This is a genomic window from Streptomyces sp. 11-1-2, from assembly GCF_003595545.1.
Taxonomy (GTDB): Bacteria; Actinomycetota; Actinomycetes; order Streptomycetales; family Streptomycetaceae; genus Streptomyces; species Streptomyces hygroscopicus_B.
Window position 1 is genome coordinate 260,236 of sequence record NZ_CP022545.1, and the last position, 23,842, is coordinate 284,077.

A 23,842-nucleotide genomic window follows, 5' to 3' on the forward strand; every position below is an offset into this window, starting at 1 on the left:
CGTCACCACCGAATGTGAGACAGGGCCGTTCGTTTCAGACCCGCACCTCGGCCGACCAGCCACGGGCGCCTCGGCCACTCGGCGGGGGTGATGCGGCGGCCTGGCGGGGATGCTCCGGCCACTCGGCCGAGGCGCACGCCGCCCCACCGCCCGTAGCGTCGAAAGCATCATCGCTACGAGAGGTAGTCATGCACATCGAAGTCCGCCACAACCCGTCGTTCGCCGCCGCCCGCATCGCCCTGGCCGAGGGCGAGAGCATCCGGGCGCAGGCGGGGGCGATGATGGCCACCTCCACCGGGGTGGAGGTCGAGGCCAAGTCCGAGGGCGGCCTGTTCCAAGGGCTCAAGCGCAGCGTGCTGGGCGGCGAGTCCATGTTCGTGTCGCGGCTGACCGCGGGCGCCGGGGGCGGCTGGGTCGACCTGGCCGCGCGGTTGCCCGGCGACCTCACCGCCATCGACGTCGAAGGCGGCCTCAACCTCGCGCGCGGAGCCTGGCTGGGCTCGTCGGAGGGCGTCGACATCGACACCAAGTGGGGCGGGCTGCGGAACCTGGTCGGCAGCGAGGGCGGCTTCCTGGTGCAGGCGGAAGGCAAGGGACAGGTGCTCGCGTCGTGCTACGGCGCCCTCGACCTCGTCGAGCTGAAGCCCGACGAGGGGATCGTCCTCGACTCGGGCCATATGGTCGCGTTCGACGACGGCGTCTCGTTCACCACTCGCAAGGCGAGCCGCGGGCTCATGAACACGCTGAAGTCCGGCGAAGGGCTGGTCTTTGAATTCACTGGCCCCGGCCGGCTGTGGACCCAGAGCCGCAACCCGTCGGAACTGGTCACCTGGCTCACCGACGAGCTCCCCTTCAGCCGCAACTAGGGACTGGGCCTTTTCCAACCTCAGTTTGAGCATGCCAGGTGCAGGGTGAGGACGGCCTGGACGAGGCTGGTGATACGGCTGGTAGAGCATCGCAGTTTGCGCACGAGCCGCCAGGTTTTGAGGGTGGCCATGGCCTGTTCGACGAGTGCACGGATCTTCGCGTGTGAACAGTTGACGGCCCGCTGGCCAGGGGAGAGAGTCTCCCAGCGCCCCCAGTAGGGAACTCGCACGGTGCCGCCGCGGTGCCTGTCAATTTCGGTGAGACACGTCAGGCTGCGGGTTCTTCCTGATGCTTCTCCTTGGCGGGTTGGTTGATCCAGGCCGCCTTCGGGAGGCGGGGTGGCGTCGGTCTTCGGCGGAACCGGTGCGGGTTGGTGGCGTAGGCGTCGGCCAGGACGTCGGCCCGCCGGGCTCGGATCGTGACTGCGGTGCCGTCGTGGACGGATGCGGGGGTGTGCAGTCCGATGCCGGAGTGCCAGTGGACGGTGTTGTAGTAGGTGAAAAACCGCTGGCAGAAGGCGCGGGCGTCGGCCAGTGAGCCGAACCGGTCGGGGAAGACCGGGCAGTACTTCAGGGTCTTGAAGTTTGCTTCCGAGTACGGATTGTCATTGGACACGCGTGGCCGTGAGTGCGAGCGGACGATGTTCAGATCGACGAGCAGCTGGGCGACTGGCTTGGAGGTCATCGAGGTGCCCCGGTCGGCGTGGACCACGTCCGGGACGACCCCGCCGTTGGCGCGGAAGGCGTCTTCGATGAACTCCTTGGCCAGTGCGGCCGATTCGCGCGGCACGACGAGCCAGTGGACCGCTTTGCGGGAGTAGATGTCGAGCATCACGAACAGGTCGTAGTACATCCCGCGGTCGGGGCCCTTGAGCTTGGTGGCGTCCCAGGTCCACACCTGGCTCGGGCCGGTGGCCACCAGCTCGGGCTTGGTCCTGGGCGGGTGGGCGGCCTGCGCGCGGCGCTCGCGGACCTCACCGTGCTCACGCAGCAGCCGGTACATCGTGGACACCGAGCACAGGTAGGTGCCCTCGTCCAGCAGGGTGGCCCAGATCTGCGCGGGGGACTTGTCCACGAACCGCTGCGAGCGCAGCACGCTCAGTACCCGTGCCTGTTCCAGCTCGGACAGGGCCGCCGGGTGCGTTGCCGGCGGCCGGCGCGGCCCGGCCACGCGGGGCTTGGGGTGGCGCTGCCGGTAGACGGTGGCCCGCGAGCGGCCGGTCAGCTCGCAGGCCGGCTTGATCCCGACGACCGACTCCAGGGCGGCGAACGCCTCGGTGATCACTTCCTCCGCTTGGGCTCGGAGTCCTCGCTCTCGGAGAGCAGTTCCAAGAGCTCGTGTGCTTTTCCCAGGATGGCCAGCGCCTTCTGGGACTTGGCCAGCTCTGCGGCCAGCTTCTCGTTCTCCCCCCGCAGCCGCTCGGCTTCCTTCTCGGCCGCGCTCTTGCCCGTCGGTCCGGACGGCCTGGCGGCCAGCGCATCCAGTGCGCCCGCGTCCCGGGCGGTCCTCCAGTCGATGATGTGCGAGTGGTACAACCCCTCACGGCGCAGAAGCGCGCCCTTCGCGCCCGGCTCGGTCAGCCGCTCGTACTCCTCCACGATCCGCAGCTTGTACTCCGCGGTGAAGGTCCGCCGCTTCGGCCCGCCCGCGCGGGGACCGCGCTTCTTCTTGCCCACGACCTCATCATCGGCCACACCGGCCAGGAGATCGGCATTGCTCAGCGTCACGCTCGAAAGATCCTGTTCTCGCCCTACTAACAACAGAAGACTCGATTGTCCTCATGTCTCACGAGAGTCTGACAGGGAGGGCCGGCGCCCCGGTAGCCCTTGTCGGCCCAGCATTCCACCCCAGCCCCTGCCAGGGCACCGATGATGCCGTGGGTTCGCGCGGCCTTGATGTCGTGGACGGATCCCGGCAGCGCGGGCGACGCCCGTTTCCCGGAGTAGAAGGGTCGGTCGGCGGCGATCCGGTCGATCGGCAGCAGCGTGCCGTCCAAGATCACGAACGCCTTGCCGGAGGCTGTCCTCACCGCCTCGGCGAGGGTTGGAGCCAGAGCGGCCAGGACGTCGACGGCCTCGGCGATGTACCGGTAGGCGGTGGTGGTGCCCACACCGAACCCGGCGGCGAGCTGGGCGTAGGTATGGCCGCATCGTAGATGAGCCAGCACGAGCAGCGCCTGCCGTCCGGCGGCCAGCCGGCGCCATCGCGCCCCTTGTGCAAGACGACGTGCGGTCAACTCACGGGCGAGGAAGCGCAGAGCGGAGGCGGACAGATCGGCCCCGGCTGGGTAGACAAGCACGCGGAAGCTCCTGGCAGAACGGCTTGGACTCGACACCCACCCGTCTACCAGGAGCTTCTCCACGCCCGGACCCCGCCCTCACCCCAGTGGCACCGCTCCGCACGCAGGTGAGGAAACCTCAGTGGGTGTTGGCGTGAGGGAGCGCGCGCGGAAGTGCTCGGCGCCGATCACGAGCGCGGGACGGTGGTCGAAGCGACACCGATCCCCTTCGTGCCCGCGTCGTGCTCGGCTACCTGCGAGCCGGGCGCAAGCTGGATCCAGTCGAGCTCGCGGCTCAGGGCCGACTCGGACTCCCCTCCGGTGTACTCAGCGAGGGGCGGTACCGCCCGGGGGCTCTGTTCCCAGGAGCGCGAGCAGCCCGGGGAACCTCTTCTCGATGTCCGCGCGTCGTAGTCGGATGCCCTTGCGGTTGCCGTAGTCGATCTCGTCAATGAGACCTGCCTCGCGCAGGACCCGGAAGTGGTGGGTCTGGGTCTGCTTCGAGATCGGAAGATCGAACGAGTTGCAGCCCCGCTCGCTGTCGCTGAGGTCGGCGGCCAACTCCGTCATCACCGAACGACGGTGCTCGTCGGCGAGGGCGCGAAACACCGCACCCAGATCGAGCGCATCGGCCTCCGGGCCCATCCGGTTCCTCCCGGCCACGTGGCACCCCCTTCAGGTACGACTTGAATCGTACCTGAAGGATGTGCTCCACTGAGGTACGAAATCGTTCGTACCTTGGTCCGGTTGTGCTGCCCCGTGCCGCCGCTCCCTGAGACCCGGCCCGGCACTCGCCGGGGACCTGGTCATCGACACTCCGAGAGGTCATCGTCATGAAGAAGCCCGAAGTGCTGATAGTCGGTGCCGGAATCGCAGGGCCCGCACTCGCGTACTGGCTCTCCCGGAATGGATACCGGCCGACGGTCATCGAACATGCCCGGCAGCTGCGCTCCGGTGGTAGCGCGATCGTCGTGAAAGGGCCCGCCATCCCGGTCGCCCAGCGCATGGGCATCCTCCCGCAGCTCCGCGGGCTCGCCACCCGCAATCGGTCGCTGACCCTGCTCAACCCCGGCGGCAGGCGAATCCTGCAACTCCCGCTCACCTCGGACGAGGCGCCGACGGTCGAAGTGACCCGAGCCGACCTGTCCGAGGTGCTCCACCGGTCGGCGCAGACCGCGGCCGAGTTCTTGTTCGACGACACGGTCACCGCTCTCAACCAGGACGGAGGTGGGGTCGACGTCACCTTCCGGCGGTCCGCGCCACGGCGCTTCGACTTGGTCGTCGGTGCCGACGGGATGCACTCCACCGTACGGCGCCTGGTATTCGGACCCGAGCGGCAGTTCGTGAGCGACCTGGGCCTGTACGGCGCGACCGTCCCGCTGGAACCCGACGCCATCTAGGACCCGAGCGAGATGACGATGCTGACCGTGCCGAACCGGATGCTGGTCGTCCACCCCTCGCGGACCACCCCGCTCGCGATCTTCACCTTCCGGGCCGCACAGCCGGCGCCCCACGACCGCAAGAACATCGCCCTTCACAAGCAGACCGTGGCCGACGCCTACGCCGACGTGCGGTGGCGGGCACCGGAACTCGTGGCGGCGTTCCTCGACCACCCGGCTCCGTTCTTCGACCCCCTGACCACCGTCCGGATGCCCTCGTGGTCCCGCGGACGGGTCGTACTGCTCGGGGACGCGGCGGCGGCGACAGCCCTGCTGGGCGACGGGTCCAGCATGGCGATGGCGGGCGCGTACGCCCTCGCAGAAGAGCTCGCCGCCCATCCCGGTGATCACGCTCGCGCCTTCGCCGCCTACGAGTCGCGACTCCGCCGTGAGGTAGGCCCGCGGCAGCGACGCGTCGGTCTGCTCTCCAGGCTCATGGTGCCCCGCACCCGGCCGGGCCTCGCGGTGCGCAACGCGGTGGGCCGCGCGGTCGGCCGCATGAGCCGGATCACCTCTCGCGAAGCCGCGAACCGGTAGACCGGGTCCGCACTGACCGGTCACCGGTCGGTGCGCAGCTCCGCGGTAGCTCTCAGCCGGGTCGGCGCCGCCATGTCCGACGAGCCCGGCTCGGCGTGGTAGGTCATCGCCGATGCGGGCCGGTGATTTCCCCTCGCCTCGTCCATGGCCTCATGTTGCCGACCCGCTCGCGGCCCGGGTCAGGCAGCTTGGCCGAGGCCGACGGCGGTCAGGTCCTGGTCGCGGAGCTGAGTGAAGTCGACGTCGAGCTTCGGGTCGTACGCCTCGGGCTGGATTCCGCGTGCACGGTGGTCGGCTTCACCTCGGAGGTGTTCTTGAGCAGGCCCTCGATGATGTGGACGGCCTCCCACACCCCGCACGGGATGAAGTGCGTGAACAACGCGATGTAGGTGTCGGAGATGTGATGGTAGGCGATCCCGCCCGGCTTGCCGTACCGCACCGAGGTCTCGGCGAGCAGGTTGTCGAGGCAGGTGTCCATGTGGGTACCGTCGGCGGCCACCGCGGTGCCGTCGCCCCACGCCTGGGAGATGTCCAGGCGGGCGTACGCGTTGACCAGATCGGCGATCGCCTCGTTCAACAGCACGATCGAGAAGTGCCGGTTCGCCGTGTACGACAGCTCGTGCCCGCTCACGCCGGGGATGTGGCGAGCGGCCTCGTACGGGCCCATGTTGGTGCCCTTGACGAAGGTGGTGATGACGTAGCGGCCGAAGGATCGTCCAGCTTCGGCTCGTTGCCGGACGCCGGGCCGAAGCGCTGCCACCAATCCACCCAGTACGCGGTCCGAACCACGATCCCCATCAGCGAGCGCTCCGGCATCCTGGCCTTGATCTCCTGCTCCAGGCGCTTCGCCGAGGGGCGCTGGCCCTCCGAGCGGTGCGGCTTCAGCGACGGGACGCCGGTCTCGGAGTCGATGACCAGGCCGTCGTTGTCCGGGTACCCAGCATCCGCCGCCGCAGCGGCCGCGGCGAGCTTGTCCTCAAGCTGCCGGCGGAAAGAGACCGCATCGAACGCGGTGGTCTCGCCCTCCTCGTACAGGCCGACCTCGACCAGGTAGGAGACCCGCTTCTCCTTGACGACCTTTCAGTCCAGCAGCTGCTTGGACCAGTCCGCGTACTCCTCCGAGCCGACGACCGCGACGTCGCCGGTGCGCAGTTCCTCGGCGAGCGCGGTGAAGACCATCGCCTCGAAGTGCTTGCGCACGAACTGTCCCGAGCGGGTCTTGTCGACCACGGCCTTGCGCCAGTTCTGCGCGGCGAAGGAGATGTCCACCGCCTTGCCCTCCTCGTCGAAGGCGGTGATGTACTCGCCGCGGGCGTGTCGGTGCCGCTGGGCGTACGCGAGCGCGTCCAGTACCCGCCGGTCCTCGGACGTTTCGGTGAACTCCAGCTTCTCGGCCAGGTCGAACATGACCGCGCGGTCCCGGCCGATCTGCCCGTACAGCACCTCCCAGAAGTTGCCGTGGTGGGCGGAGACCTTCTCGATCTGCTCGTACTGCTTGGCGAACCCGCCGAAGCCCTCCACCGCGTTGGTGACCCGGCCCGGGCCCCCGGCCTGCACCACCAGAGCCCTGGCCATCGCGAGGACCGCCGCGGAGACCTCGCCGTCCAGCCGCTGGGCGACCTCGTCCACCGACGCCTCGTCGTCCAGGCCCTGAAGGGCGTGGCGGACCTCGGCGGTCATGGCCGCGGCCTTCCCAAGCGCCTCCTGGGCGGGGCCGTCGGCGTCGATGTTCTTGAGAACGGTGCGGTAGTTCCCGATAAGGGCCTCAACGATCTCCCGTTCGGCGAGCCGGATCTCCTCCAACTCGTCCTTGGCCTTCTTGATCTTCGTGGCCACCCGCTTGCAGAACATCGTCGCCAGGCGGGCGACTTCCCGGTTCGTCAGCACCAGCAGGGCCCGCACCAGCGCGGCCGTCCGCCCCGGGTCCGTGGCGACCTTGCGGAGGATGCGCCAGTTCTCCAGATGGGCGAAGCCGTGCTCGGCCGGGGCCCGCACCGCGGCCAGCGCCTTGTACGACGCCGGTCCCCTCGTCCTGGCAGGACAACCTCTTCTCCCGGGAGATCTGGTCTTCTGCGGCACCCCAGCCAACGTCCACCACCTCGGGCTCTGCATCGGTGGCGGTCTCATGACCGACGCGCCCGACTTCGGCCGGCGCGGGACATCTGAGCCCTGCGCCGAAGCCGGGTATCCGGAACACCCCGGCCGGGTTGCACGACACGTGGCTGACGAGCGCCGAGGCCACTCTGACCGGCATGAACTGATATTCGCATGGGATCAGCGAGACAGGGCGAGTAGTTCGTCGACCACCGGCTCCGGACCGTCATAGGTGAGGTGCGCGATGGCTGCCATTGGTGCGATCACCCGGCTCCAGGCATACAACCGGTCCCCATCGAGCCCGCACGCGGTCGCCACCCGCCGGCAACGGGCCTCGACACCCTCCTGTCCGGCGCCGGCCACCACGTAGTCGACGGCGTCGAAGCACGGGTCGCCTGTGCATGCCTTGGGGTCGATCGCGACCAGACCGCGCGACGGGCCGCCGTCCAGGACGTTGCCGAGGTGCAGATCGCCGTGCAGCAACACGAGCCTGTCCTGACTGTCCAGCAACGTCTCACAGCGCCGTATCGCCCGCTGCCACGCGGCCTGGTCAACCCGTGCGCCGATGGCCGGCTCGGACAGCCGCCGGCCGATCCGGACGAAGGCCTCGTCACACCGACCGCGCAGATCCAGTGGCCAGTGCGCGGGTGGGGCCACGGCGTGCAGTGCGGCAAGCAACTCTCCCCACTGCTGCGGCAATGACGTCTGGGGCATCTCCTCGGCCCCGGTGCCGGGCAGGACCTCCTCCAACACCATCGCCCCGGCCTGAGCGTCGGCAGACAATACGGCCGGCACCCGACCCGACGGCGCGAACACGCGCAGCATCTCCACCTGCCTGGCCAACAGTGCCCGATCCGGGCTGAGTTTGAGAACCGCCGGCGTTCCGTCAGGCCACTGACAGCGCAAGACGACAGAGGAGGCTCCACTCCCGAACAGCTCACCGAGCACGAAACCCCACCGCGCGGCCAGCCGCGCAGCGAGGTCCGGAACCCCAGCGAGCCAACCCTCGGCCCCGGGGCCGAACCGACCCACCAACCGCGCGCCGACCTCTTCAATATTCACCCCGCCAGCCTGCACCCCGAACTGCCGCCACGCACACACATATCGACACAAGCGACGTCACGCGACGCGCCAGGCCGTGATCCGCACCTGCTCCACCTGGCCGCCCAGGCCCCACATGCCCAACGTTCCTCAGCCCGCCACGCGCCCTTGACCAGCATTCTCGTGCATCAACCTCCAGAGGCGCCCCGCGGCCCCATGCAGTTCCTGCCGCCCATATTCCAGAGCGTCATCGCCCAGCATCCGCCACCGAAAGACGGAGAGCCACTCCCCCTCGCCGTACAACACGCACGACGCCATCTACACCGCCGACCCATACCCGAGCGACTCCGGCGCCCGCGACGGCCACAACCTCCCCGACACCATCTACGCCTACAACCACGCCGACTGGTACGTCCCGAAAGTCCTCACCCACGCCCAGGCACACCCCAGCAGACCAGGCATACACCAACAGCGCATGCACACCCCAGCAGCCCAGGCTTCGGTGCCGACACCGCCCCCACTCGGTGGTGTGCATCATGAAGCCGCAGGTCACGGGTCTGGGGTGCGTGACGACTCGGGTACTCACGGCAGTCGGCAGCCGACGGCCACGGCGTACATCACCGGATAGGTCCGGCCCCGACACGACGCCGGGCACGACCGGACGCCCGCCGATCGCGGTGTCGGGGAGTCGGCGTACGTACCGGCTGTGCACCCGGGTCGACCAAGTTCCGCAGGCAGGACACGCCGCCCGCTCAGCTGACGCGCCGGCCCGTACGACCACCAACCCGTCACCGGCTACGACGCCTTCGGTCACCACGGCTTCGCCTGGTGGAACCACAGTTCCCGGAGGAGCAGATCACCCACGGCCGTTCATGATCGCGCTTGTGGTGACCCTCTGTGGCTCCGGCGCTGAAAGTGATCCGAAACCACGGTTCAGTGACCGCCGTCAAGTCCGGGCGATCACAAGGGCGTGGGCGTCGCACGCCGTTGACGCAGCGCCTCTTTCGGATCAGCTCGAGTTGGAGTCAGTCACCACGGGACGTCCACGCCCTCCCAGAGGGTGAAGGGGCCGGTCGGCCCGTTCGGCCCGAGGCAGGCGACGCGCACTACCTCGCGAGCGGCGTCCTCGACCGACTCCGTCCCCTCGAAGTTGACCAGTGCGGTGTTCGCGAACCCCGGCGAGACGAGGTTGACCTTGGTGTCGGTCGCTTCCAGCTCGATCATCATGGACAGCGTCACGGCGTTGAGCGCCGTCTTCGATGCGGCGTAGACCGGCTCGAAGGCCGAGTGATACGCGAAGGCCGGGTCGGCAATGGTCGTCAGCGAGCCCAGTGCGCTCGTGACGTTCACGATGCGCGCATCCGACGACTTGCGAAGCAGCGGCAGCATGGCCTGGTACACCGCCAGAGGACCGAAGACGTTCACCTCCCAGACGGCCCGCACCTCCTCGATCGGGGCCGTGCTCGCCTTCTCGTCGTTGGTCAGGTTCCCGTTCGTCGGGGTGGGCGCTGGACGGCGAGCCGGCCACTTGCCCGTGTACGTGGCCGGCTCGTGGCATCAGTGCGGCGTCATCATGCCTGCTGGGTTGGTCACTTCGCCTGGGCGAGCCAGACCGCGTCGGGACCGGCCGGGAATCGCAGCTGGCCGGTCATGTCGTGCACGGCTCGCCACACCGTCTCGGCAACGTCGCTCTCCTTGGTGAACACGTCCTGGCTCGTGAAGTCATCCATGGCCTGCTTCGCGAACGCTGCGTAGGGCGCCGGGACGAGCGCGTCCAGCGACCCGCCGTTCGTTGCCCTGGCTGCGAAGTTCGTCGTCAGGCAGGCGCCCGGCTCGACCGTCTTCGCCCGCACACCGAACGGCGCGACTTCGAGCGCGAGGGATGCGGTGAACCCCTCGATGGCCATCTTGCTCGCCTTGTAGACGGCCGAGAGCGGCATGTGCCCCAGCACCACGCTGGAGGTCACGTTGACCACCACGCCGGAGCCACGCTCGCGGAACTGGGGCAGCACCGCCTGCGTCATCGCCATCACGCCGAACGTGTTGGTCTCGAAAACTTCCCGCACCCGGGCCATGGGGGTGCCCTCGAACACGCTGATCGAGGGCACCCCCGCGTTGTTGACCAGCACATCGACGGGGCCCTCGGCCTCGAACACGGCGGTGATGCTCTCGGGCCTGGTCACGTCGAGCTCGACGACGCGGAGCCGGTCCGACTCAGGAAGGACGCCCGGACGCGGCGTCCGCATCGTGGCGATGACGTTCCACCCCTGCGAGTGGAAGTAGAGGGCGGTCTCCCGCCCGTACCCGGATGAGGTACCAGTGATCAGAACCGTCTTCATATTGTGCCCCTTGCGATGTGGTGGGATCCATACGGGCGGATCAGGCATTTCCCTGCTCCACGGGAGAACCGGTGATCCCATTGAATCGCTTTGACCTGCGGAGATAGTAGAACTATCCTCGCTGCTCCTTGCACGATCCTCCTGCGCGGCCCACCCGGTTCAGGGCAGGACACCTGTCGGCGCACGCACGGCCTGACGCAGGCGGGCGGCGTCCTGGCCAGGGGGGGCGCCGAACTGGCGGCGGTACTCCCGGCTGAACTGCGACGGGTTGTCGTAGCCGACGCGGTGGCCGACTCCGGTGACATCTCCGGGGTGGGTGGCGAGCAGCAGCCGGGCCTCCTGGAGCCGGATCTGCTTCTGGAACTGGATGGGGCTCATCGCGGTCACGGCTCGGAAGTTGCGGTAGAAGGCGGAGACGCCCATGCCGGACTGCCGCGCCACGTCCTCGACCCGGAAGGGCTGCGCGTAGTGCTCGCGGATCCAGCGCACGGCCCGCGAGACGTGGCTGAGGCTGCTGTCGGCCAGGCCGAGCTGGCGAACCGTCCCACCCTGCTCGCCGGTGATCAGACGCCACAGGATCTCGCGCTTGACCAGCGGGGCCAGTACGGCCCGGTCGCGGGGCTCGTCGAGCAGGCGCAGCAGCCGGACCACCGCGTCCAGCAGCGCGGCCGGAGCGTCACTGACGGCGATCCCCGACGGCGCGCCCCCGCTGCTGCGGGGGGTGTCTCCGGGCCCGGCCTCGAGCAACAGCTCGGCAACGGCGGACGGTTCCAGGACGAGACCGAACCCCAGCGCCGGCTGCTTGGGGTCGGCCTGGGTGAACTGCCCTGTGACCGGCAGATCGACGGATGCGACCAGGTACTGCCCGGGCCCGTACTCGAACACCCTCTCCCCCAGGGCGAGGCGTTTGGCGCCCTGCGCGATGACCGCCAGGAGCGTGCCGGACATCGAGGGCGCCGGCGGATCAGGGCGGTCGACCTTCGAGATGAGGACGCCGTCGACGGCGGTGGTCCAGTCGGGCCGCGCATGGCGGGCCAGCAGGGTGCGGAGTTCTTCGAGGTACATGCGTCCATTGCAGCACCATCCCGCGCCATAGTTCCCATAGTCGCGAGGATCGTGCAAGTACGAACGAGAATCGGTCTAACGTTTCCGCAGGTCAACCCGGTTGAATGGAATCACCGCACTCCATCACCGAAGAGACGGAATCCATGATCGCCAACTACGGCTTCAACGCCGCCCTGACCGCCAGGCCCGGAATGGGCGACCAGCTCGTCGACCTGCTGCTGACCGGACTGGACGAGGGCAGCCCCGGCGCGAGCGAACACTGCCTCGTCTACCTCGTCTCCCGCTCCGCGTCCGACCCCGACGTCGTCCACGTCACCGAAGGCTGGACCAGCGAGGAGGACCACCACCGCATCTTCGCCGGCCAGACCGCCCAGGCCATCGTGGCGCAGATCGACCCGCTGCTCGCCAAGGACTCCGAGTACACCGACTACGTCCCGGTCCGCGGCAAAGCCGCCTTCTGACCCGCCGAACACCCCACACCCCACCCCCTGCCGCCTCGGTGTCCGCCGAGGCGGCCCCCCTCCTCGCCCGACCGTCCCGCCACCACCCACGAAAGGCAACGACCATGACCACAGCACGCCCCGCCCTCGACCCCGAACTGCAGGAACTCCTGGCCGACATGCCGCTGATGTCCCAGCTCAGCCCGGAAGTGCTGGCGCAGGTACGCCCCTTCTCCTCGATGCCCGTCGAACCCCTCCTCGAGGGCCGCGCTATCGACCGGCGCGAGATCACCGTTCCGAGTCCGGACGGCACCCCGATCCCCTTGTCCGTCTACAGCCCCGCCAACACCGGCCCCACCACCGCCGCACCCTGCGTCTACTGGATACACGGCGGCGGGATGGTCATGGGCGACCGCTTCTCACAGATCGACATCCCGCTGGAGTGGCTCGACGAGCTCGGCGCCGTCGTGGTCTCCGTCGACTACCGGCTCGCGCCCGAGGCCACCGGTATCATCCCGGTCGACGACTGCTACCAGGGACTGCTCTGGATCGCCGGCCACGCCGCCGAACTGGGCATCGACCCCGCCCGGATCATCGTCGCAGGCGCCAGCGCGGGCGGCGGCCTCGCCGCCGGCGTCACCCTGCTGGCCCGCGACCTCGGCACCCCGACGATCGCCGCCCAAGTCCTGATCGGCCCCATGCTCGACCACCGCAACACCACCACCTCCAGCCTCCAGTACTCGAACCGGCCCGGCGTCTGGACCCGCGAGATGAACGGATTCGGATGGCGCTGCCTCCTCGGCGACCTCACCGACGACGAGGTACCCGCATACGTCTCACCCGCCCTGGCCGACGACCTCGCGGGCCTGCCGACCACCTACATCGACACCGGCTCCGCCGAAGTCTTCCGCGACGAGGACACCGACTACGCCACCCGCATCTGGGCAGCCGGCGGCCAGGCCGAACTCCACGTCTGGGCAGGCGGCTTCCACGGATTCGACGCCCTGTACCCGAAGGCACACATCTCGACCACAGCCCGCCGAACCCGCACCAACTGGCTCACCCGAACCCTGCCCACAAACCCCGCCGCATAACGCCACCGAAAGCCCGATGATGCAGTGTGCATGAGCTCGGCGCTTGACGTCGCGGGTCACTCGACCTGCTGAGATCCCTGGGAACAGGCGGCACATGACGCGGCCGTTCTCCACGCTTCGAGATGCCGCAGCGGGCGAGGCCCGGGGCCGCGGAGCATCACCCGGTCCGAGCACAGCCGGAACTGCCCGTCCCGCAGGGCACATTGCTACGGCTCGAAGCCGGGCGGCTGCCCGGCAACCGCTCCCCCAAGCCCGTCTGACCACGGTACTCGGCCACCGCCGCCACACCAGCGAACGTAGACCGCTGGTGGCAGTCCTTCCTCCACAGATTCGATCTTGAGCACACCTTCAGACTCATGAAACAGACCTTCGACCGGACCGCTCCGAAGGTCCGCCACGCGGACACCGCCGACCTGTGGACCTGGCTCATCACCACCGCCCACACCCACCTCCGCCTCGCCCGCCCGCTCGCCGAAGACCTGCGCCACCCCGGGGAGAGGCCCTCCGACCCCCAGCACCCCACCCCCGCCCACATGCGGCAGGCATATCGCAACATCCGCGCGACGGCAGCCCGTCCGGCAACCGCACCAAAGCCGCTCCACCCAGGACTCCGCGTCCTACGCGGTAGAAGCGATGGTCCGCGCCCCGCACTCCCACGAACTCATCGTCGGAGTGCGCCGGGACCCGTCTTTCGGTCCCATCGTGATGGTGGGCACCGGAGGCGTCACCGCCGAGCTCGCCGCCGAAACCGCGGTGGCACTGGCACCTCTCACCCACGGCCATGCGAAAAGGCTGCTCCGTCTCCGTCACGCACCACTGCTGACGGGCCGGCGCGGCGTCCCCGCTGTGAATCTGGACGCCGCGGCACAGGCGGTCCAGGCGGCGGTGCAGGCGGCGGCCGAACACGGGGAACTCACCGCACTCGAAGTCAATCCGCTGCTCGTCCATCCCCACGGGGCGACAGCGCTGGACGCTCACGGCGTACTCAGCACCGGCGACAGCGGTTCCGTCCTGCATTGACGCAGTTGGGCATCAACCTCTCCTGCGCTGAAAACGTGTTGTCAGTCCGATCAGGACCGTCGGCGAAACCTGCCGCGACGCCTACGGGGCGAGGAACTTGCGGATCGCGGTGGCGATCTCGTCGACATGGGTCTCCAGGGCGAAGTGACCGGTGTCGAGGAAGCGGACTTCGGCGTCGGGGATGTCGCGTTTGAAGGCTTCGGCCCCGGCCGGCAGGAAGAACGGATCGTTCTTGCCCCACACCGCGAGCAGTCGCGGCCTGCTGGTCCGGAAGTACTCCTGGAACCTCGGGTACAGCGCGACATTGGTCGCGTAGTCGAGGAACAGGTCGAGCTGGATCTCGTCCGCTCCACTGCGCGTGAGGTAGGAGTTGTCCAGCCCGTAGCCGTCCGGACTGACCCGCGTCTCGTCGGGAACACCGTGCGTGTACTGCCAGACCGTTGTCTGCGGCTGCACGAGTTTCCGGATCGCTTCCCGGTTGGCCGCCGACGGCTCCTTCCAGTACGCCTGGACGGGATTCCAGCCCTCGCTCAGCCCCTCCTCGTACGCGTTGCCGTTCTGCGAGATGATCGCGCTGATCCGCTCGGGGTGCCGGGTGGCGATCCGGAACCCGACCGGGGCGCCGTAGTCGAACACGTACAGGGCAAAGCGATCCAGGCCCAGGACTTCCGTCAGCCGGTCGATCACGTCGGTGATGTGCTCGAAGGTGTAGTCGAAGTCGCCTCGCGCGGGCATGTCCGACATGCCGAAGCCCGGCAGGTCGGGAGCGACGACGTGGAACCGGTCGGCGAGCAGCGGGATCAGCTCCCGGAACATGTGGCTCGCGGACGGGAACCCGTGCAGCAGGACCAGCGTCGGTGCGTCAGGTGCTCCGGCCTCCCGGTAGAACACCTTGAGACCATCGACGTCCGCCGTGCGGTATGCGATGTCAACCATGACAAGCACCTCTCCTTTTCCGGGACACGGCCAACGGCGGGTCGGCCGCGCGCCACGTCCGGAGTTCACACTCGTACGTAACTGTCTTGATGGAGTCAGTAGGGTTATCCATCTGCGCCGGAGATGGCCGCCGGCCCTAGCCGTGCCGGTCGCTCTCCCGCACCGCTTCCAGCACGATGTCGACGACCACGGACGGCCGCGTGAGCATCGGCAGGTGGTCGACGGGAGCCGTGCGCACCCGCGCCTTCATACGCTCGGCCATGAACCGCTGGTTCTCCGCGGGGATCATGCGGTCCTCCTCGGCCACCAGGAACCAGCTCGGCAGGTCCTTCCACGCCGGACGCCCCACCGGGGTCCCGATGCATCCCGCCGCGAGCGGCCGCTGGGTGGCGGCCAGCAGTGCCTGCTCCTCGGGCGAGGCGTGCTGCGCGAACGCCCTGGCGAAGGCGTCCTCCGGTAGCCAGATCAGCTCGTGGGGGTCGGGGCCGAGTCGGGGGGCCTGCGGATGCGGCTCGGTTCGGTTGAAGACGTCGGCCACCGTCTCGCCCTCGTCGGGGGCGAGCGCGGTGACATACACCAGCGACGCAACGTTCTCGTCGCCCGTCGACGCGATGACCGCCCCGGCATAGGCGTGCCCCACCACCACGACCGGCCCGTCGATCCGCTCCAGCGCCCGGTCGAGCGCCGAGACGTCGGCGGCGAGCGAGGTCAGTGGCAGCGGTGCGGCGACGGCCTTCACGCCTTCGGATCGCAGTCCGGCGATCACCTCGTTCCAGCTCGACCCGTCGGCCCAGGCGCCATGCGCCAGCACGGCCCTGGCCTTGCTCTCGGACATCCCCGCTCCTTCCGGACTACTCCGGCTCGGGCAGCGGGCGGGCACCGGCCGAGTAACCGCCCTGACGCCCGTGGCGACGTTACGAAGGATCAGTAACTTGGCAAGGAGCCTCAAGGGGGTGATTGTCCTCTTTGCCCGCAACGACATGCGCCAGAAGGGACTGGCAGGATGGTCCAACACGCTCCGGCTCCGCTCCTCGCCGACACGCTCTGCCTTGACTTCCTTAACTCGATCGCCACACCGGTCGACACGCAGATCAACTGGCTCGAAGACGGCGGGGCCTCTTGGCCTGGCTGGAGCGGGCGCGCATGGGGCCGCCCCACACACTCGCGGAGCCGCGGGACCTGGCCGGGCAGGGCCCGGCGTATCGCCTCGCCGTAAGAGCCGGATCCGTGCCTGCATACAACCTCTACCCCGGGGTGCTTGCGCAGCCACGTCTCGAGGTGTCGGTGCTGCGATCGGGGAGCACCTCGATCCGCTCGTCGGTCTCGGCGTCGATCAGGACCGTGGCGCAGCGGTGGCGCCGGCGCAGGGCGAAGTTGTCCACGCCCGGGACCCGCGGTACCCGGGCTGGGGGCAACGGCACACGCAGCAGGCGGAAGGTCCGCCGCGGGCAGCCGAGATGGCTATCGGGCGCGCAGGGCGCCGACGCCGCGGAGCTGCCAGTCGTGGCGGGCCCTGGGGTCGATGGTGGTGGAGGCGCCGGGGGCTTGCGGGCGCTGGAGGTATCCCTCGCGGACGACGCTGCGTCGGCGTAGGCGTCCTGGGTCCACGGGATGAACTCGACCAGCGGCGGGGCGGCCGACAGGCCGACGCCGACGAGGTGCTGGTGGAGCTGCATCATGTCGCCGGCGTGCGGTGCGACGCGCAGGCCGCGCGCGGCGGCGAGTCTGGTCACCTGCAGCCATTCGGTCACACCACCGAGCCGGGTGGCGTCGGGCTGGACGACACGGATGGCGTCGTGGGCGATGAAACTGTTGAACTGCTGGTAGCTGTAGATGCTTTCACCAGCGGCGATGTCCAGGCTCGTCGACCGCTGCACGGTGACATGGCCGTTGAGGTCGTCGGCGTGCAGCGGTTCCTCGACCCAGTCCATGCGGGCCTCTTCGAGGACGGGCATGATCCGGTTCGCGGTCGACAGGTCCCACCGCTGGTTGGCGTCGCACATCAGGGTCACGTCGTCGCCGAGTGCCGAGCGCACGGCCCGGACCCGGGCGACGTCTTCTCGCCAGTCCGGCATGCCGACCTTGACCTTCACCCGGCGCCAGCCCTGGTCGAGGAGGCCGGTCAGCCCGCGAATGAGTTCGTCGACGGGGGCGTTGAGCCAACCGGCGTCAGTGTTGTACGCCTCGATGGGGTCGGCAGCGCCGCCCAGGAGCCGCCACAGCGGAACGTCGGCGCGCTGCGCTGCGAGGTCCCAGAGCGCGATGTCGACCATGCCGAGCGCCATGTGCACGGGGCCGGCGCGGCCTATCCAGTGGGTGGGCAGCCAGTACAGGCGGTTCCAGGTGCCGAGGATGTCCTCGGAGGAGGCGCCGAGCAGGGTGGGGGCGTAGTAGTCGTCGATGATGGAACACAGGAGCTCCGGACCGGCGTGAACACCGGAGATACCGGTGCCGACCCGGCCGTCACGGGTGCGGATCTCGACGACAGGCACCGTCCAGTGATCCATGGCCACGGTGGCGTCCGCGATGGGTCGGGCCAGTGGCACGGCGAGCGCGTACGTCTCCACCGAGACGATGTCGGCGCCTTCGTCGCCGTGGATCAGGTCGCTGAGACCGCGCGACAGCACGCCGATCGCCTGCGGAGCATCATCGGGCATGGGGTGTTCTTCTCCTTCGCTACGTGGCGGAAACCGAGCCGCGTCCTGGAGCTTCGTACGTCGGGTATCTCGGGGGATGCCGAGAACGGCCGTGGTCACAGGCGCCTTGCCGCGGTCCGGCGGCGAGTTCATTGCAGCCAGCACCCTCCTCCCCGGGCAATAGTGGATCGCGGATGGCGGTCATCCGCGATCCGAGGGATGTCCGGTTACGCGCTCGGCGGGACCGGCGTCGTGCCCGCCGGTGGTGGCGCCGCCACGACCAGATCGATGAACGTCTTGGACACGCGGGGCAGGGGCCGTGCGCTGTGCCACCAGATACCGACGTCGCGGTAGCGGTGCAGGTCGCGGATCGGACGGTGTTCGAGTCCGTCCTGCCGGACCATCGACGCGGCGAGCAGGTTGACGACGCCGACACCGAGCCCGGCTCGGACCATGGCGGCGAGCGTGGTGGGCTGTTGCGACACCTGCCCCATCGGCACCTCCACGTAGCTGGCGTGCAGCGCGGCCTCGGCTTCGTAGCCGAGGTAGGAGTCGAGCAGTGGGTTTCCGATTCATCAAGATCGACGGCCTCACGACCGACAACGTCGCGGACGTCAAGGCATGGTCGAAGGCGATCGACCGCAGCAGCCGCACGATGTGGCTGACCGCCAGCGCCTGGCCCGTCCCCCGGGAGGCGGGCGAGGGCCTGCGCCCATGGGCGAACAGCGTCCGTGTCGACACCGACGTCGAGTGCTACTGCGACACGCTCACCACCTGGCAGGCGTCGGTCGACAACAGGTGGGAGGACCTGCCGAAATGGCTCGACGTCGTCGAGCCGAACTACTGGCCGGACCTCGACTCCATGCCGATTTCCAACAACACCGGCGACGGCATCCAAGACGGCATCCAAGACGGCATCAACGACACCGAACGCCAGAGCGTCATGACGTTCTGGCCCATGGCCTCGTCCCCGCTGTACGCCGGCGGCGACATCTCCGAGCTCGACGCCAAGGCCACCTCGATCCTCACCAACCGTGAGGTGATCGCCATCGACCGGGCAGGAGTCATCCCCACTCAGGTCTCCGACGGACCGCTCCAGGTGTGGAAGAAGCGCCTGCCCGGCGGCCGGCTCGCCGTCGCCGTCTACAACCTCGGCGACGCGTCCGCCGACATCACGGTGACCTGGGACCAGCTCGGCATCAACGGCAAGCGCAAGGTCCGCGACCTGGTGAGGCAACGGGACATCGGCAAGTCCGACAACTCCTGGACCGCGAAGGCGGTTTCCCCTCATGGGTCCCGGCTGATCACCCTGTCGCAGCAGTGAGGTTCGCCCCCGGGCCGGGTGGCGGGCGCGTCCTCACCCCCCGACCGCGGTCACCGACTTCCCGACCGTCGCAGACCTCACCTGGTCCGCGTCCACCGACGACACCGGTGTGACGGGCTACTCCGTCTACCGCGACGGCACGCTGATCAGCGCCACCGGAAAGACCTCGGTCCGGTTGCCCGGCCTGACCGCCGGGAAGACGTACACCTTCCGGATCACCGCCCGTGACGCCGCCGGCAACGAGTCCGAGCCCAGCCAGGTGCTGAAGGTCACCATGCCTTCCGGCTCCGACCTCGCGCTGAAGAAGCCGGTCACCGCCTCGTCGTCGTACGCCAAGGACTACGCGCCTTAGATGGCGGTGGACGGGGATCTCTCCACCCGCTGGGCGCAGGGCGCGGGCCTGCCCGACCCGTCCTGGATCCAGGTCGACCTCGGCGCTTCGTACGACGTGAACGGTGCGATCACCACCTTCGGGAAGAGCAGCGGCTACAAGTACCGCATCGAGGTGTCACCCGACGAGGTCCGCTGGAAGACACTTGTGGACCACACCACAGCGAACACCACGACGACGACCGACTACGCCCACACCGACGATCCGGTCGCCGGCCGCTTCGTGCGGCTGACCGTCACCGATTCCAGCTGGAACGGCGGCAGCATCTACGAGCTCCAGGTGTATGGCGGCTTCTGAGAGGGCGGTACGGTGATGAAGTCGGTCAGCGCGGCAGCGACGGCATCGGGCTGTTCATCGGGGATGAAGTGTCCTGCGTCCGGCACGACGATCCCGGTGGCGTGGTCGGCCCACGGCCTGATGGAAGCTGCCATGTCGGGGATGGAGCCGTGGCTGCTGGAGATCCCAAGAATCGGGACCGTCAGGCGCTGTTGTTCCAGCGCTTCGTGGTTCTTCTGCGCCGACTCGGCGGCGTCCCGGTAGTAGGCCAGGGACGCACGGAGACCGCCGCCGGCGGCCACGGACGCGGCGTATTGCTCGATTTCGGCGTCGTCGAAGGTGTCGGAGGAGAGGGTCTTGACCTTCAGGAACCAGCCGACGTACTCCCGTTCGCGGCCGGCGAGCAGTGTCTCGGGCAGGTCGGGCACGAGGTGGAAGGCGAAGTGCCAGGTCTTCCACGCCTGCTCGGGGTCGGTCGGGATGGCGTCAGGGAGTGTGATGCCCGGGATGCCGGCGTCGAGCAGTGCCAGGCCACGCAGCTGGCTCTGGTACTTCAATGCGAGGGAAAAGGCGACCCACGCGCCGATGTCGTGGGCGACCAGCCAGTATGTCGAGACTCCGAGCGCCTTGACCGCGGCGTGGACGTGCCCAGCGGCCGTGTGCGTGTCGTAGCTGATGTCCGGGCGTTCGGAGTGACCCTGGCCCGGCAGGTCGATCGCGATGACTTGGAATCGGTCGGCCAGGTTCGGCATCACCTTGCGCCATGCCCACCAGGTCTGAGGGAACCCGGCGAGCAGCACGATGGCTGGACCGTCCGGCCGACCGCCTTCAACCGCGTGAAGCCGGACGCCGCCCGCGTCGACCCAACGGTGGGTGAAACCGGCCAGGTCGGGCAGCGGCAGGTCGCGGACCGGGTTGCCGGAGTCGCGGGGGGTGCTTGCGGGGTCATTCATGGTTCTCCTCCACTGGTGTGAGGTGTGTTGACGGTCTGCTGAAGGTGTCAGGTGTGCTGGTTGATTCGGTGCGTCGGCCGAGGGCCAGGCCCACGAGCGCGGTGGACACGACGAGAGCGGCGAGCATGGTGCTGGAGACCCGTGTCCCGACGGCCTGATCGGCGAAACCGAGCAGTAGGACCGGGACGACGAGCCCGGAGTGGAGGAACAAGAAGTAGGTTGCATTGAGCTCGGCTCGATTGCCGGGATCGCACAGTGCGTCGGTAACGCTCAGACCGTGTCGGAACAGCGTTCCGACCGCCGCGCCGGCGAAGACGGTGCCGACGATGAAAAGCGGCCCGGAGCGGGTCCACAGCGCGCCGACGCCCACGCCGATGACGGCGAAGTTCGACACGCCCAGGTCGTCGCGCAGGAACGCAGGAGCCAGCGAGGAGAAGAACCCACGCCGTTCGGTCTGCGGTCTCGTCTGCGGTCTCCGGGATGACCAGCCAGGAGACGCCGACGACGGCCCACGTCGCCGGATAGCACCAGAACACGGTGTGAGTCGGTGCCGTGACGCATTGTGCCAGGACACCCGCGGCGACGACGCCGAGACTTGGGCCGCCGATGTTGGCCGCGGTGCTCAGCACGGCTGCCGTCCTGCGCCCGCGCACGAGTTCCGCGATCGCCGACGTTGCCGAATTGCGAGGCCCACGGCACGTACAGCGGGATCGTCAGTGTTCCGCCCGCCATGACAACGGTGCAGACGAACGCGATGGCGCCGACCGCGAGCACGCGGTGCGCGTGTCGCTGCGCTGTGAGGTTCGCGGGGTATCCGGCCACGATCATGCCTTCACCCTAACCCATCTTGAACTGATTAGTTCAAGATGAGATGATGGTCTCCACTAAGAAGGCAGAGCAGGAGGGAGGTGCCGGCATGGCAGGCAAGAAGCAGTTCGACATCGCCACGGCGCTCGATGCCGCGATGATCCAGTTCTGGCGGGCCGGCTACGCGGACACGTCGGTGGACGACCTGTCCCGGGCGACGGGGCTCAACCGCAGCTCCATCTACTCCTCCCTCGGCGACAAGGACACGCTCTTCATGCGCTGCCTGGAGCGCTACACCACGCGCTACGGGGACAAGTACGACGCCGCGTTGTCCTGCGCCGCCGACCGGCCCCTGGAAGCCGCGCGGGCGTTCTTCGACATCACCCTGGAGCGCATCGCGGACCCGGGTCTGCCCGACGGATGCCTGGTGGCCCAAACTGTCATGGCGACCCCAGTGCTGAGCGCGAGCGTCGCGGCGCGCGCACGGGAGGCGATCGGCTTCCAGCACACCCGGCTACGCGCCGCGCTGAAGGCCGGGCGGCTGCACGACGAGGCGGCCGAGTCCTTCGCGACCCACCTTGCGGCCGTGAACCAGTCCCTCGCCGTCATGAGCAGAGCCGGAACGAGCACGGAGCAGCTGCGCGCCATCGTCGAGGTGACCCTCGACGCACTTGCGCAGACTCTCGGCGCGAGCGACTGAGATTTGTCCGGCGAAGCGGACTTCGCCGTCTGCCTGAGCAGAACCGCCGTGCGTCAGGGTGCGCGTCAGGGCGCCGGTGTTTGCCCGGCTCGTCCCAGCTTGTTGGTCGACGTCGGTGGTGGGCCCTGGAAGCAGGCGAACACGGCCCCTGTGGATCATGGAGTTCTCTACCCTTCAAGATCCGCGAAGGTGGCCGTGTTCGTTCCGCCACCCATCCCCCATCGCTGCTCCGGTTCGCCCGCGCCCCATCAGGAGCGTGAACAGCGCCGGGCCCACCAGGCTGCCGCCCGGGCCGATCCGGTCCATCGCAGGTGCCAGGCGATCGCGGTGGACGGCAAGTGCCTGCGCGGTGCATGGCGCCCTGACGGGAGCCGGGTTTTCCTGCTCTCCGCGGTCCGCTACGGCGACGGCATCACTCTGGTCTGGCGTGAGATCGGTGCGACGACGAATGAGATCCCCGAGTCCGGAGCCGTGTTCGGTGCCGCGGCGGGCGATCAGCGGCTTCACGCCGAGCCCCGGACCAGACGGGGGTACTTGTCGTGTTCGTAGCCGCGGTCAGCAAGGATCATGTCCGGGCGGCCCCGGGCCGGCCGCGCTTGCCCCGCACCGGCGGCACGGCCTGGAGGCGCGGGATCAGAGCAGCTTGGCACACGTGATCGTGCGCGGCCTTGGCGGCGGTTCAGGCGGTCGAAGTGATCGCTCGGGTGACGGCCGTGATGGCCGGGGCGGGGTGGCCGGGGAGACGCGCCACGAGCACCCGGCGGGCCTCGGGGGGTGCGCCGTCGACGCGCAGCAGGCTTACCCCGGGCGGCAGCACCGGGGAGAGCCGGGACGGCACCGTCGTCACACCGAAGCCGCCGGCGACCAGCTGGAGCTTCGTCAGCCAGTCGCGCGCGGAGTGGATGATGCGCGGCCGTCCGGGCAGGCCGGGCCAGACGCCGAGCAGCGGCTCGGAGCTCGATGACGGGGTGGCGATCCACGCGGCGTCGACCAGCTCGTCGACGTGCACCGTGGTGCGTCCGGCGAACTCTCCGGTCGACGGCACCGCCACGACCAGTTCGGTGTCCGCGACGGTCTCGACGTGCAGGCGCGGCGAGTCGCCGTCGAAGGGCCGGTGGGGTGGGCGGGACGTCAGCACGGCGAGGTCGAGCGAGCCCGCGCGCAGCGCCCGGATCAGAGTGGGCGTGGTGCCCTCGCTGGTGGTGACCGTGATCTGCGGGCCGGCCGCCGCGAGGTGTGCGAGTGCGGCGGGCAGGATCACCGCGCCCGCGCTCAGGAACACCCCGAGCCGCACCAGTTCGGTCCGCGGGACGGTGCCGGTGAGCTCACGCTCGGCCGCTGCGAGGGAGGCCAGGACCGTGTGGGCGTGCCGCAGCACGGTCAAGCCGGAGGGGGTGAGCCGTACCCCGTCCGGGCGGCGTTCGAACAGGGTGGTGCCCACGCTGCGTTCGAGGGCGGCGGCCTGGCGTGAGACGGCCGACTGCGTGTAGCCGAGTCGGGCGGCTGCCGCGGTGAAGCTGCCGGACTCGGCGATCTGCCGCAGGACCCGCAGTCCCGCGCTGGAGATGTCCATGCGGTATACGCATACCACGGATGCCAGATCTT

General features: G+C 69.0%; 25 protein-coding genes and 6 pseudogenes. 11 read left to right on the top strand and 20 right to left on the bottom strand.

Annotated elements, in window-relative coordinates; translation table 11 throughout:
• The first annotated feature begins 188 nt into the window (after positions 1 to 188).
• Entirely contained in the window at positions 189 to 866 is a 678-nt protein-coding gene (locus tag CGL27_RS01245) for a TIGR00266 family protein (protein ID WP_119983845.1), read from the top strand.
• A gap of 20 nt (positions 867 to 886) precedes the next feature.
• Here CGL27_RS01245 and CGL27_RS01250 read toward each other — a convergent pair.
• The 5 genes and pseudogenes from CGL27_RS01250 to CGL27_RS01265 form a co-directional block, all read right to left on the bottom strand.
• A pseudogene (locus CGL27_RS01250) lies at positions 887 to 1,105 on the bottom strand (transposase family protein); the annotation flags it as partial.
• Positions 1,106 to 1,134: 29 nt separating this feature from the next.
• Positions 1,135 to 2,151 carry an IS3 family transposase gene (locus tag CGL27_RS01255; protein WP_346345721.1) on the bottom strand — a complete coding sequence of 339 codons (1,017 nt, stop codon included), beginning with the start codon at positions 2,149 to 2,151 and terminating at the stop codon, positions 1,135 to 1,137.
• Positions 2,148 to 2,594: a hypothetical protein gene (locus CGL27_RS53400; RefSeq protein WP_346345718.1), complete on the bottom strand. Its 447-nt coding sequence runs from the start codon at positions 2,592 to 2,594 to the stop codon at positions 2,148 to 2,150. The genes CGL27_RS01255 and CGL27_RS53400 overlap by 4 nt, the downstream gene beginning before the upstream one ends.
• An 80-nt stretch (positions 2,595 to 2,674) precedes the next feature.
• Positions 2,675 to 3,166 (bottom strand): annotated as a pseudogene (locus tag CGL27_RS01260) (transposase family protein); the annotation flags it as partial.
• 306 nt (positions 3,167 to 3,472) lie between these two features.
• Positions 3,473 to 3,808 (bottom strand): winged helix-turn-helix domain-containing protein, encoded by a 336-nt coding sequence (locus tag CGL27_RS01265; protein ID WP_078638080.1) that lies wholly within the window; start codon positions 3,806 to 3,808, stop codon positions 3,473 to 3,475.
• A 170-nt stretch (positions 3,809 to 3,978) separates the two neighbouring features.
• Here CGL27_RS01265 and CGL27_RS51365 point away from each other — a divergent pair, with 170 nt between their 5' ends.
• Positions 3,979 to 4,545: an FAD-dependent monooxygenase gene (locus tag CGL27_RS51365; protein ID WP_240450302.1), complete on the top strand. Its 567-nt coding sequence runs from the start codon at positions 3,979 to 3,981 to the stop codon at positions 4,543 to 4,545.
• 12 nt (positions 4,546 to 4,557) lie between these two features.
• Positions 4,558 to 5,121, top strand: coding sequence for a monooxygenase (locus CGL27_RS51370; protein WP_240450303.1), 564 nt, complete (start codon positions 4,558 to 4,560; stop codon positions 5,119 to 5,121).
• A gap of 20 nt (positions 5,122 to 5,141) precedes the next feature.
• Here the strand turns inward: CGL27_RS51370 and CGL27_RS53020 are convergent, their stop codons facing one another.
• The 7 genes from CGL27_RS53020 to CGL27_RS01315 form a co-directional block, all read right to left on the bottom strand.
• Complete coding sequence (locus CGL27_RS53020) at positions 5,142 to 5,267, bottom strand: hypothetical protein (RefSeq protein WP_257789961.1); 126 nt, start codon at positions 5,265 to 5,267, stop codon at positions 5,142 to 5,144.
• A gap of 62 nt (positions 5,268 to 5,329) precedes the next feature.
• On the bottom strand, positions 5,330 to 5,881 hold the full coding sequence (locus CGL27_RS01275; RefSeq protein WP_162952836.1) for a Tn3 family transposase: 552 nt from the start codon (positions 5,879 to 5,881) through the stop codon (positions 5,330 to 5,332).
• Between the two features lie 320 nt (positions 5,882 to 6,201).
• Positions 6,202 to 7,116, bottom strand: coding sequence for a hypothetical protein (locus CGL27_RS51375; protein ID WP_240450304.1), 915 nt, complete (start codon positions 7,114 to 7,116; stop codon positions 6,202 to 6,204).
• Between the two features lie 279 nt (positions 7,117 to 7,395).
• Positions 7,396 to 8,271 carry a phosphotransferase gene (locus CGL27_RS01295; protein WP_119994191.1) on the bottom strand — a complete coding sequence of 292 codons (876 nt, stop codon included), beginning with the start codon at positions 8,269 to 8,271 and terminating at the stop codon, positions 7,396 to 7,398.
• Between the two features lie 1,014 nt (positions 8,272 to 9,285).
• Complete coding sequence (locus tag CGL27_RS01305) at positions 9,286 to 9,741, bottom strand: SDR family NAD(P)-dependent oxidoreductase (protein ID WP_119983852.1); 456 nt, start codon at positions 9,739 to 9,741, stop codon at positions 9,286 to 9,288.
• A 104-nt stretch (positions 9,742 to 9,845) separates the two neighbouring features.
• Complete coding sequence (locus CGL27_RS01310; protein WP_119983854.1) at positions 9,846 to 10,595, bottom strand: SDR family oxidoreductase; 750 nt, start codon at positions 10,593 to 10,595, stop codon at positions 9,846 to 9,848.
• A gap of 159 nt (positions 10,596 to 10,754) precedes the next feature.
• Positions 10,755 to 11,660 (bottom strand): AraC family transcriptional regulator, encoded by a 906-nt coding sequence (locus tag CGL27_RS01315; RefSeq protein ID WP_119983855.1) that lies wholly within the window; start codon positions 11,658 to 11,660, stop codon positions 10,755 to 10,757.
• 143 nt (positions 11,661 to 11,803) lie between these two features.
• On the opposite strand from CGL27_RS01315, the gene CGL27_RS01320 reads away from it, so the two are divergent.
• The 3 genes from CGL27_RS01320 to CGL27_RS01330 all read left to right on the top strand — a co-directional run bounded on the left by CGL27_RS01320 (position 11,804) and on the right by CGL27_RS01330 (position 14,214).
• Positions 11,804 to 12,121: an antibiotic biosynthesis monooxygenase gene (locus CGL27_RS01320; protein WP_119994192.1), complete on the top strand. Its 318-nt coding sequence runs from the start codon at positions 11,804 to 11,806 to the stop codon at positions 12,119 to 12,121.
• Positions 12,122 to 12,225: 104 nt separating this feature from the next.
• On the top strand, positions 12,226 to 13,194 hold the full coding sequence (locus CGL27_RS01325; RefSeq protein ID WP_078638085.1) for an alpha/beta hydrolase: 969 nt from the start codon (positions 12,226 to 12,228) through the stop codon (positions 13,192 to 13,194).
• 633 nt (positions 13,195 to 13,827) lie between these two features.
• Complete coding sequence (locus CGL27_RS01330; RefSeq protein WP_119983858.1) at positions 13,828 to 14,214, top strand: acetate--CoA ligase family protein; 387 nt, start codon at positions 13,828 to 13,830, stop codon at positions 14,212 to 14,214.
• Positions 14,215 to 14,295: 81 nt separating this feature from the next.
• On the opposite strand, the gene CGL27_RS01335 is transcribed toward CGL27_RS01330, so the two are convergent.
• The 5 genes and pseudogenes from CGL27_RS01335 to CGL27_RS01355 form a co-directional block, all read right to left on the bottom strand.
• On the bottom strand, positions 14,296 to 15,150 hold the full coding sequence (locus CGL27_RS01335) for an alpha/beta hydrolase (RefSeq protein ID WP_119983860.1): 855 nt from the start codon (positions 15,148 to 15,150) through the stop codon (positions 14,296 to 14,298).
• 136 nt (positions 15,151 to 15,286) lie between these two features.
• Positions 15,287 to 15,985 (bottom strand): alpha/beta hydrolase, encoded by a 699-nt coding sequence (locus CGL27_RS01340; protein ID WP_119983862.1) that lies wholly within the window; start codon positions 15,983 to 15,985, stop codon positions 15,287 to 15,289.
• A gap of 350 nt (positions 15,986 to 16,335) precedes the next feature.
• Positions 16,336 to 16,580: pseudogene (locus CGL27_RS01345) on the bottom strand (transposase); the annotation flags it as partial.
• A 261-nt stretch (positions 16,581 to 16,841) separates the two neighbouring features.
• Positions 16,842 to 17,939, bottom strand: a pseudogene (locus tag CGL27_RS01350) (mandelate racemase/muconate lactonizing enzyme family protein); the annotation flags it as partial.
• Between the two features lie 74 nt (positions 17,940 to 18,013).
• On the bottom strand, positions 18,014 to 18,358 hold the full coding sequence (locus tag CGL27_RS01355) for a LysR substrate-binding domain-containing protein (RefSeq protein ID WP_119983864.1): 345 nt from the start codon (positions 18,356 to 18,358) through the stop codon (positions 18,014 to 18,016).
• Between CGL27_RS01355 and CGL27_RS01360 the strand changes: the two genes are divergently transcribed.
• The 3 genes and pseudogenes from CGL27_RS01360 to CGL27_RS53410 all read left to right on the top strand — a co-directional run bounded on the left by CGL27_RS01360 (position 18,346) and on the right by CGL27_RS53410 (position 19,798).
• Positions 18,346 to 19,110 carry a hypothetical protein gene (locus CGL27_RS01360; protein WP_205587590.1) on the top strand — a complete coding sequence of 255 codons (765 nt, stop codon included), beginning with the start codon at positions 18,346 to 18,348 and terminating at the stop codon, positions 19,108 to 19,110. The genes CGL27_RS01355 and CGL27_RS01360 overlap by 13 nt on opposite strands.
• Positions 19,111 to 19,153: 43 nt before the next feature.
• Positions 19,154 to 19,462 (top strand): annotated as a pseudogene (locus CGL27_RS53405) (fibronectin type III domain-containing protein); the annotation flags it as partial.
• Positions 19,463 to 19,798, top strand: coding sequence for a discoidin domain-containing protein (locus CGL27_RS53410; RefSeq protein ID WP_346345722.1), 336 nt, complete (start codon positions 19,463 to 19,465; stop codon positions 19,796 to 19,798). It begins immediately after the preceding pseudogene.
• On the opposite strand, the gene CGL27_RS01370 is transcribed toward CGL27_RS53410, so the two are convergent.
• Entirely contained in the window at positions 19,768 to 20,730 is a 963-nt protein-coding gene (locus tag CGL27_RS01370) for an alpha/beta hydrolase (RefSeq protein ID WP_119983866.1), read from the bottom strand. The two genes, CGL27_RS53410 and CGL27_RS01370, sit on opposite strands and share 31 nt — an antisense overlap.
• A complete protein-coding gene (locus CGL27_RS51380; protein WP_240450306.1) occupies positions 20,723 to 21,124 on the bottom strand; it encodes a hypothetical protein in 402 nt (133 codons plus the stop codon). Before CGL27_RS51380 ends, CGL27_RS01370 begins: the two co-directional genes overlap by 8 nt.
• Before the next feature lie 522 nt (positions 21,125 to 21,646).
• Between CGL27_RS51380 and CGL27_RS01380 the strand changes: the two genes are divergently transcribed.
• Positions 21,647 to 22,237: a TetR/AcrR family transcriptional regulator gene (locus tag CGL27_RS01380; RefSeq protein ID WP_119983868.1), complete on the top strand. Its 591-nt coding sequence runs from the start codon at positions 21,647 to 21,649 to the stop codon at positions 22,235 to 22,237.
• A 252-nt stretch (positions 22,238 to 22,489) separates the two neighbouring features.
• Positions 22,490 to 22,699: pseudogene (locus CGL27_RS01385) on the top strand (ISAs1 family transposase); the annotation flags it as partial.
• A gap of 217 nt (positions 22,700 to 22,916) precedes the next feature.
• Here CGL27_RS01385 and CGL27_RS01390 read toward each other — a convergent pair.
• Positions 22,917 to 23,810 (bottom strand): LysR family transcriptional regulator, encoded by an 894-nt coding sequence (locus tag CGL27_RS01390; protein WP_078638092.1) that lies wholly within the window; start codon positions 23,808 to 23,810, stop codon positions 22,917 to 22,919.
• Between the last annotated feature and the right edge of the window lie 32 nt (positions 23,811 to 23,842).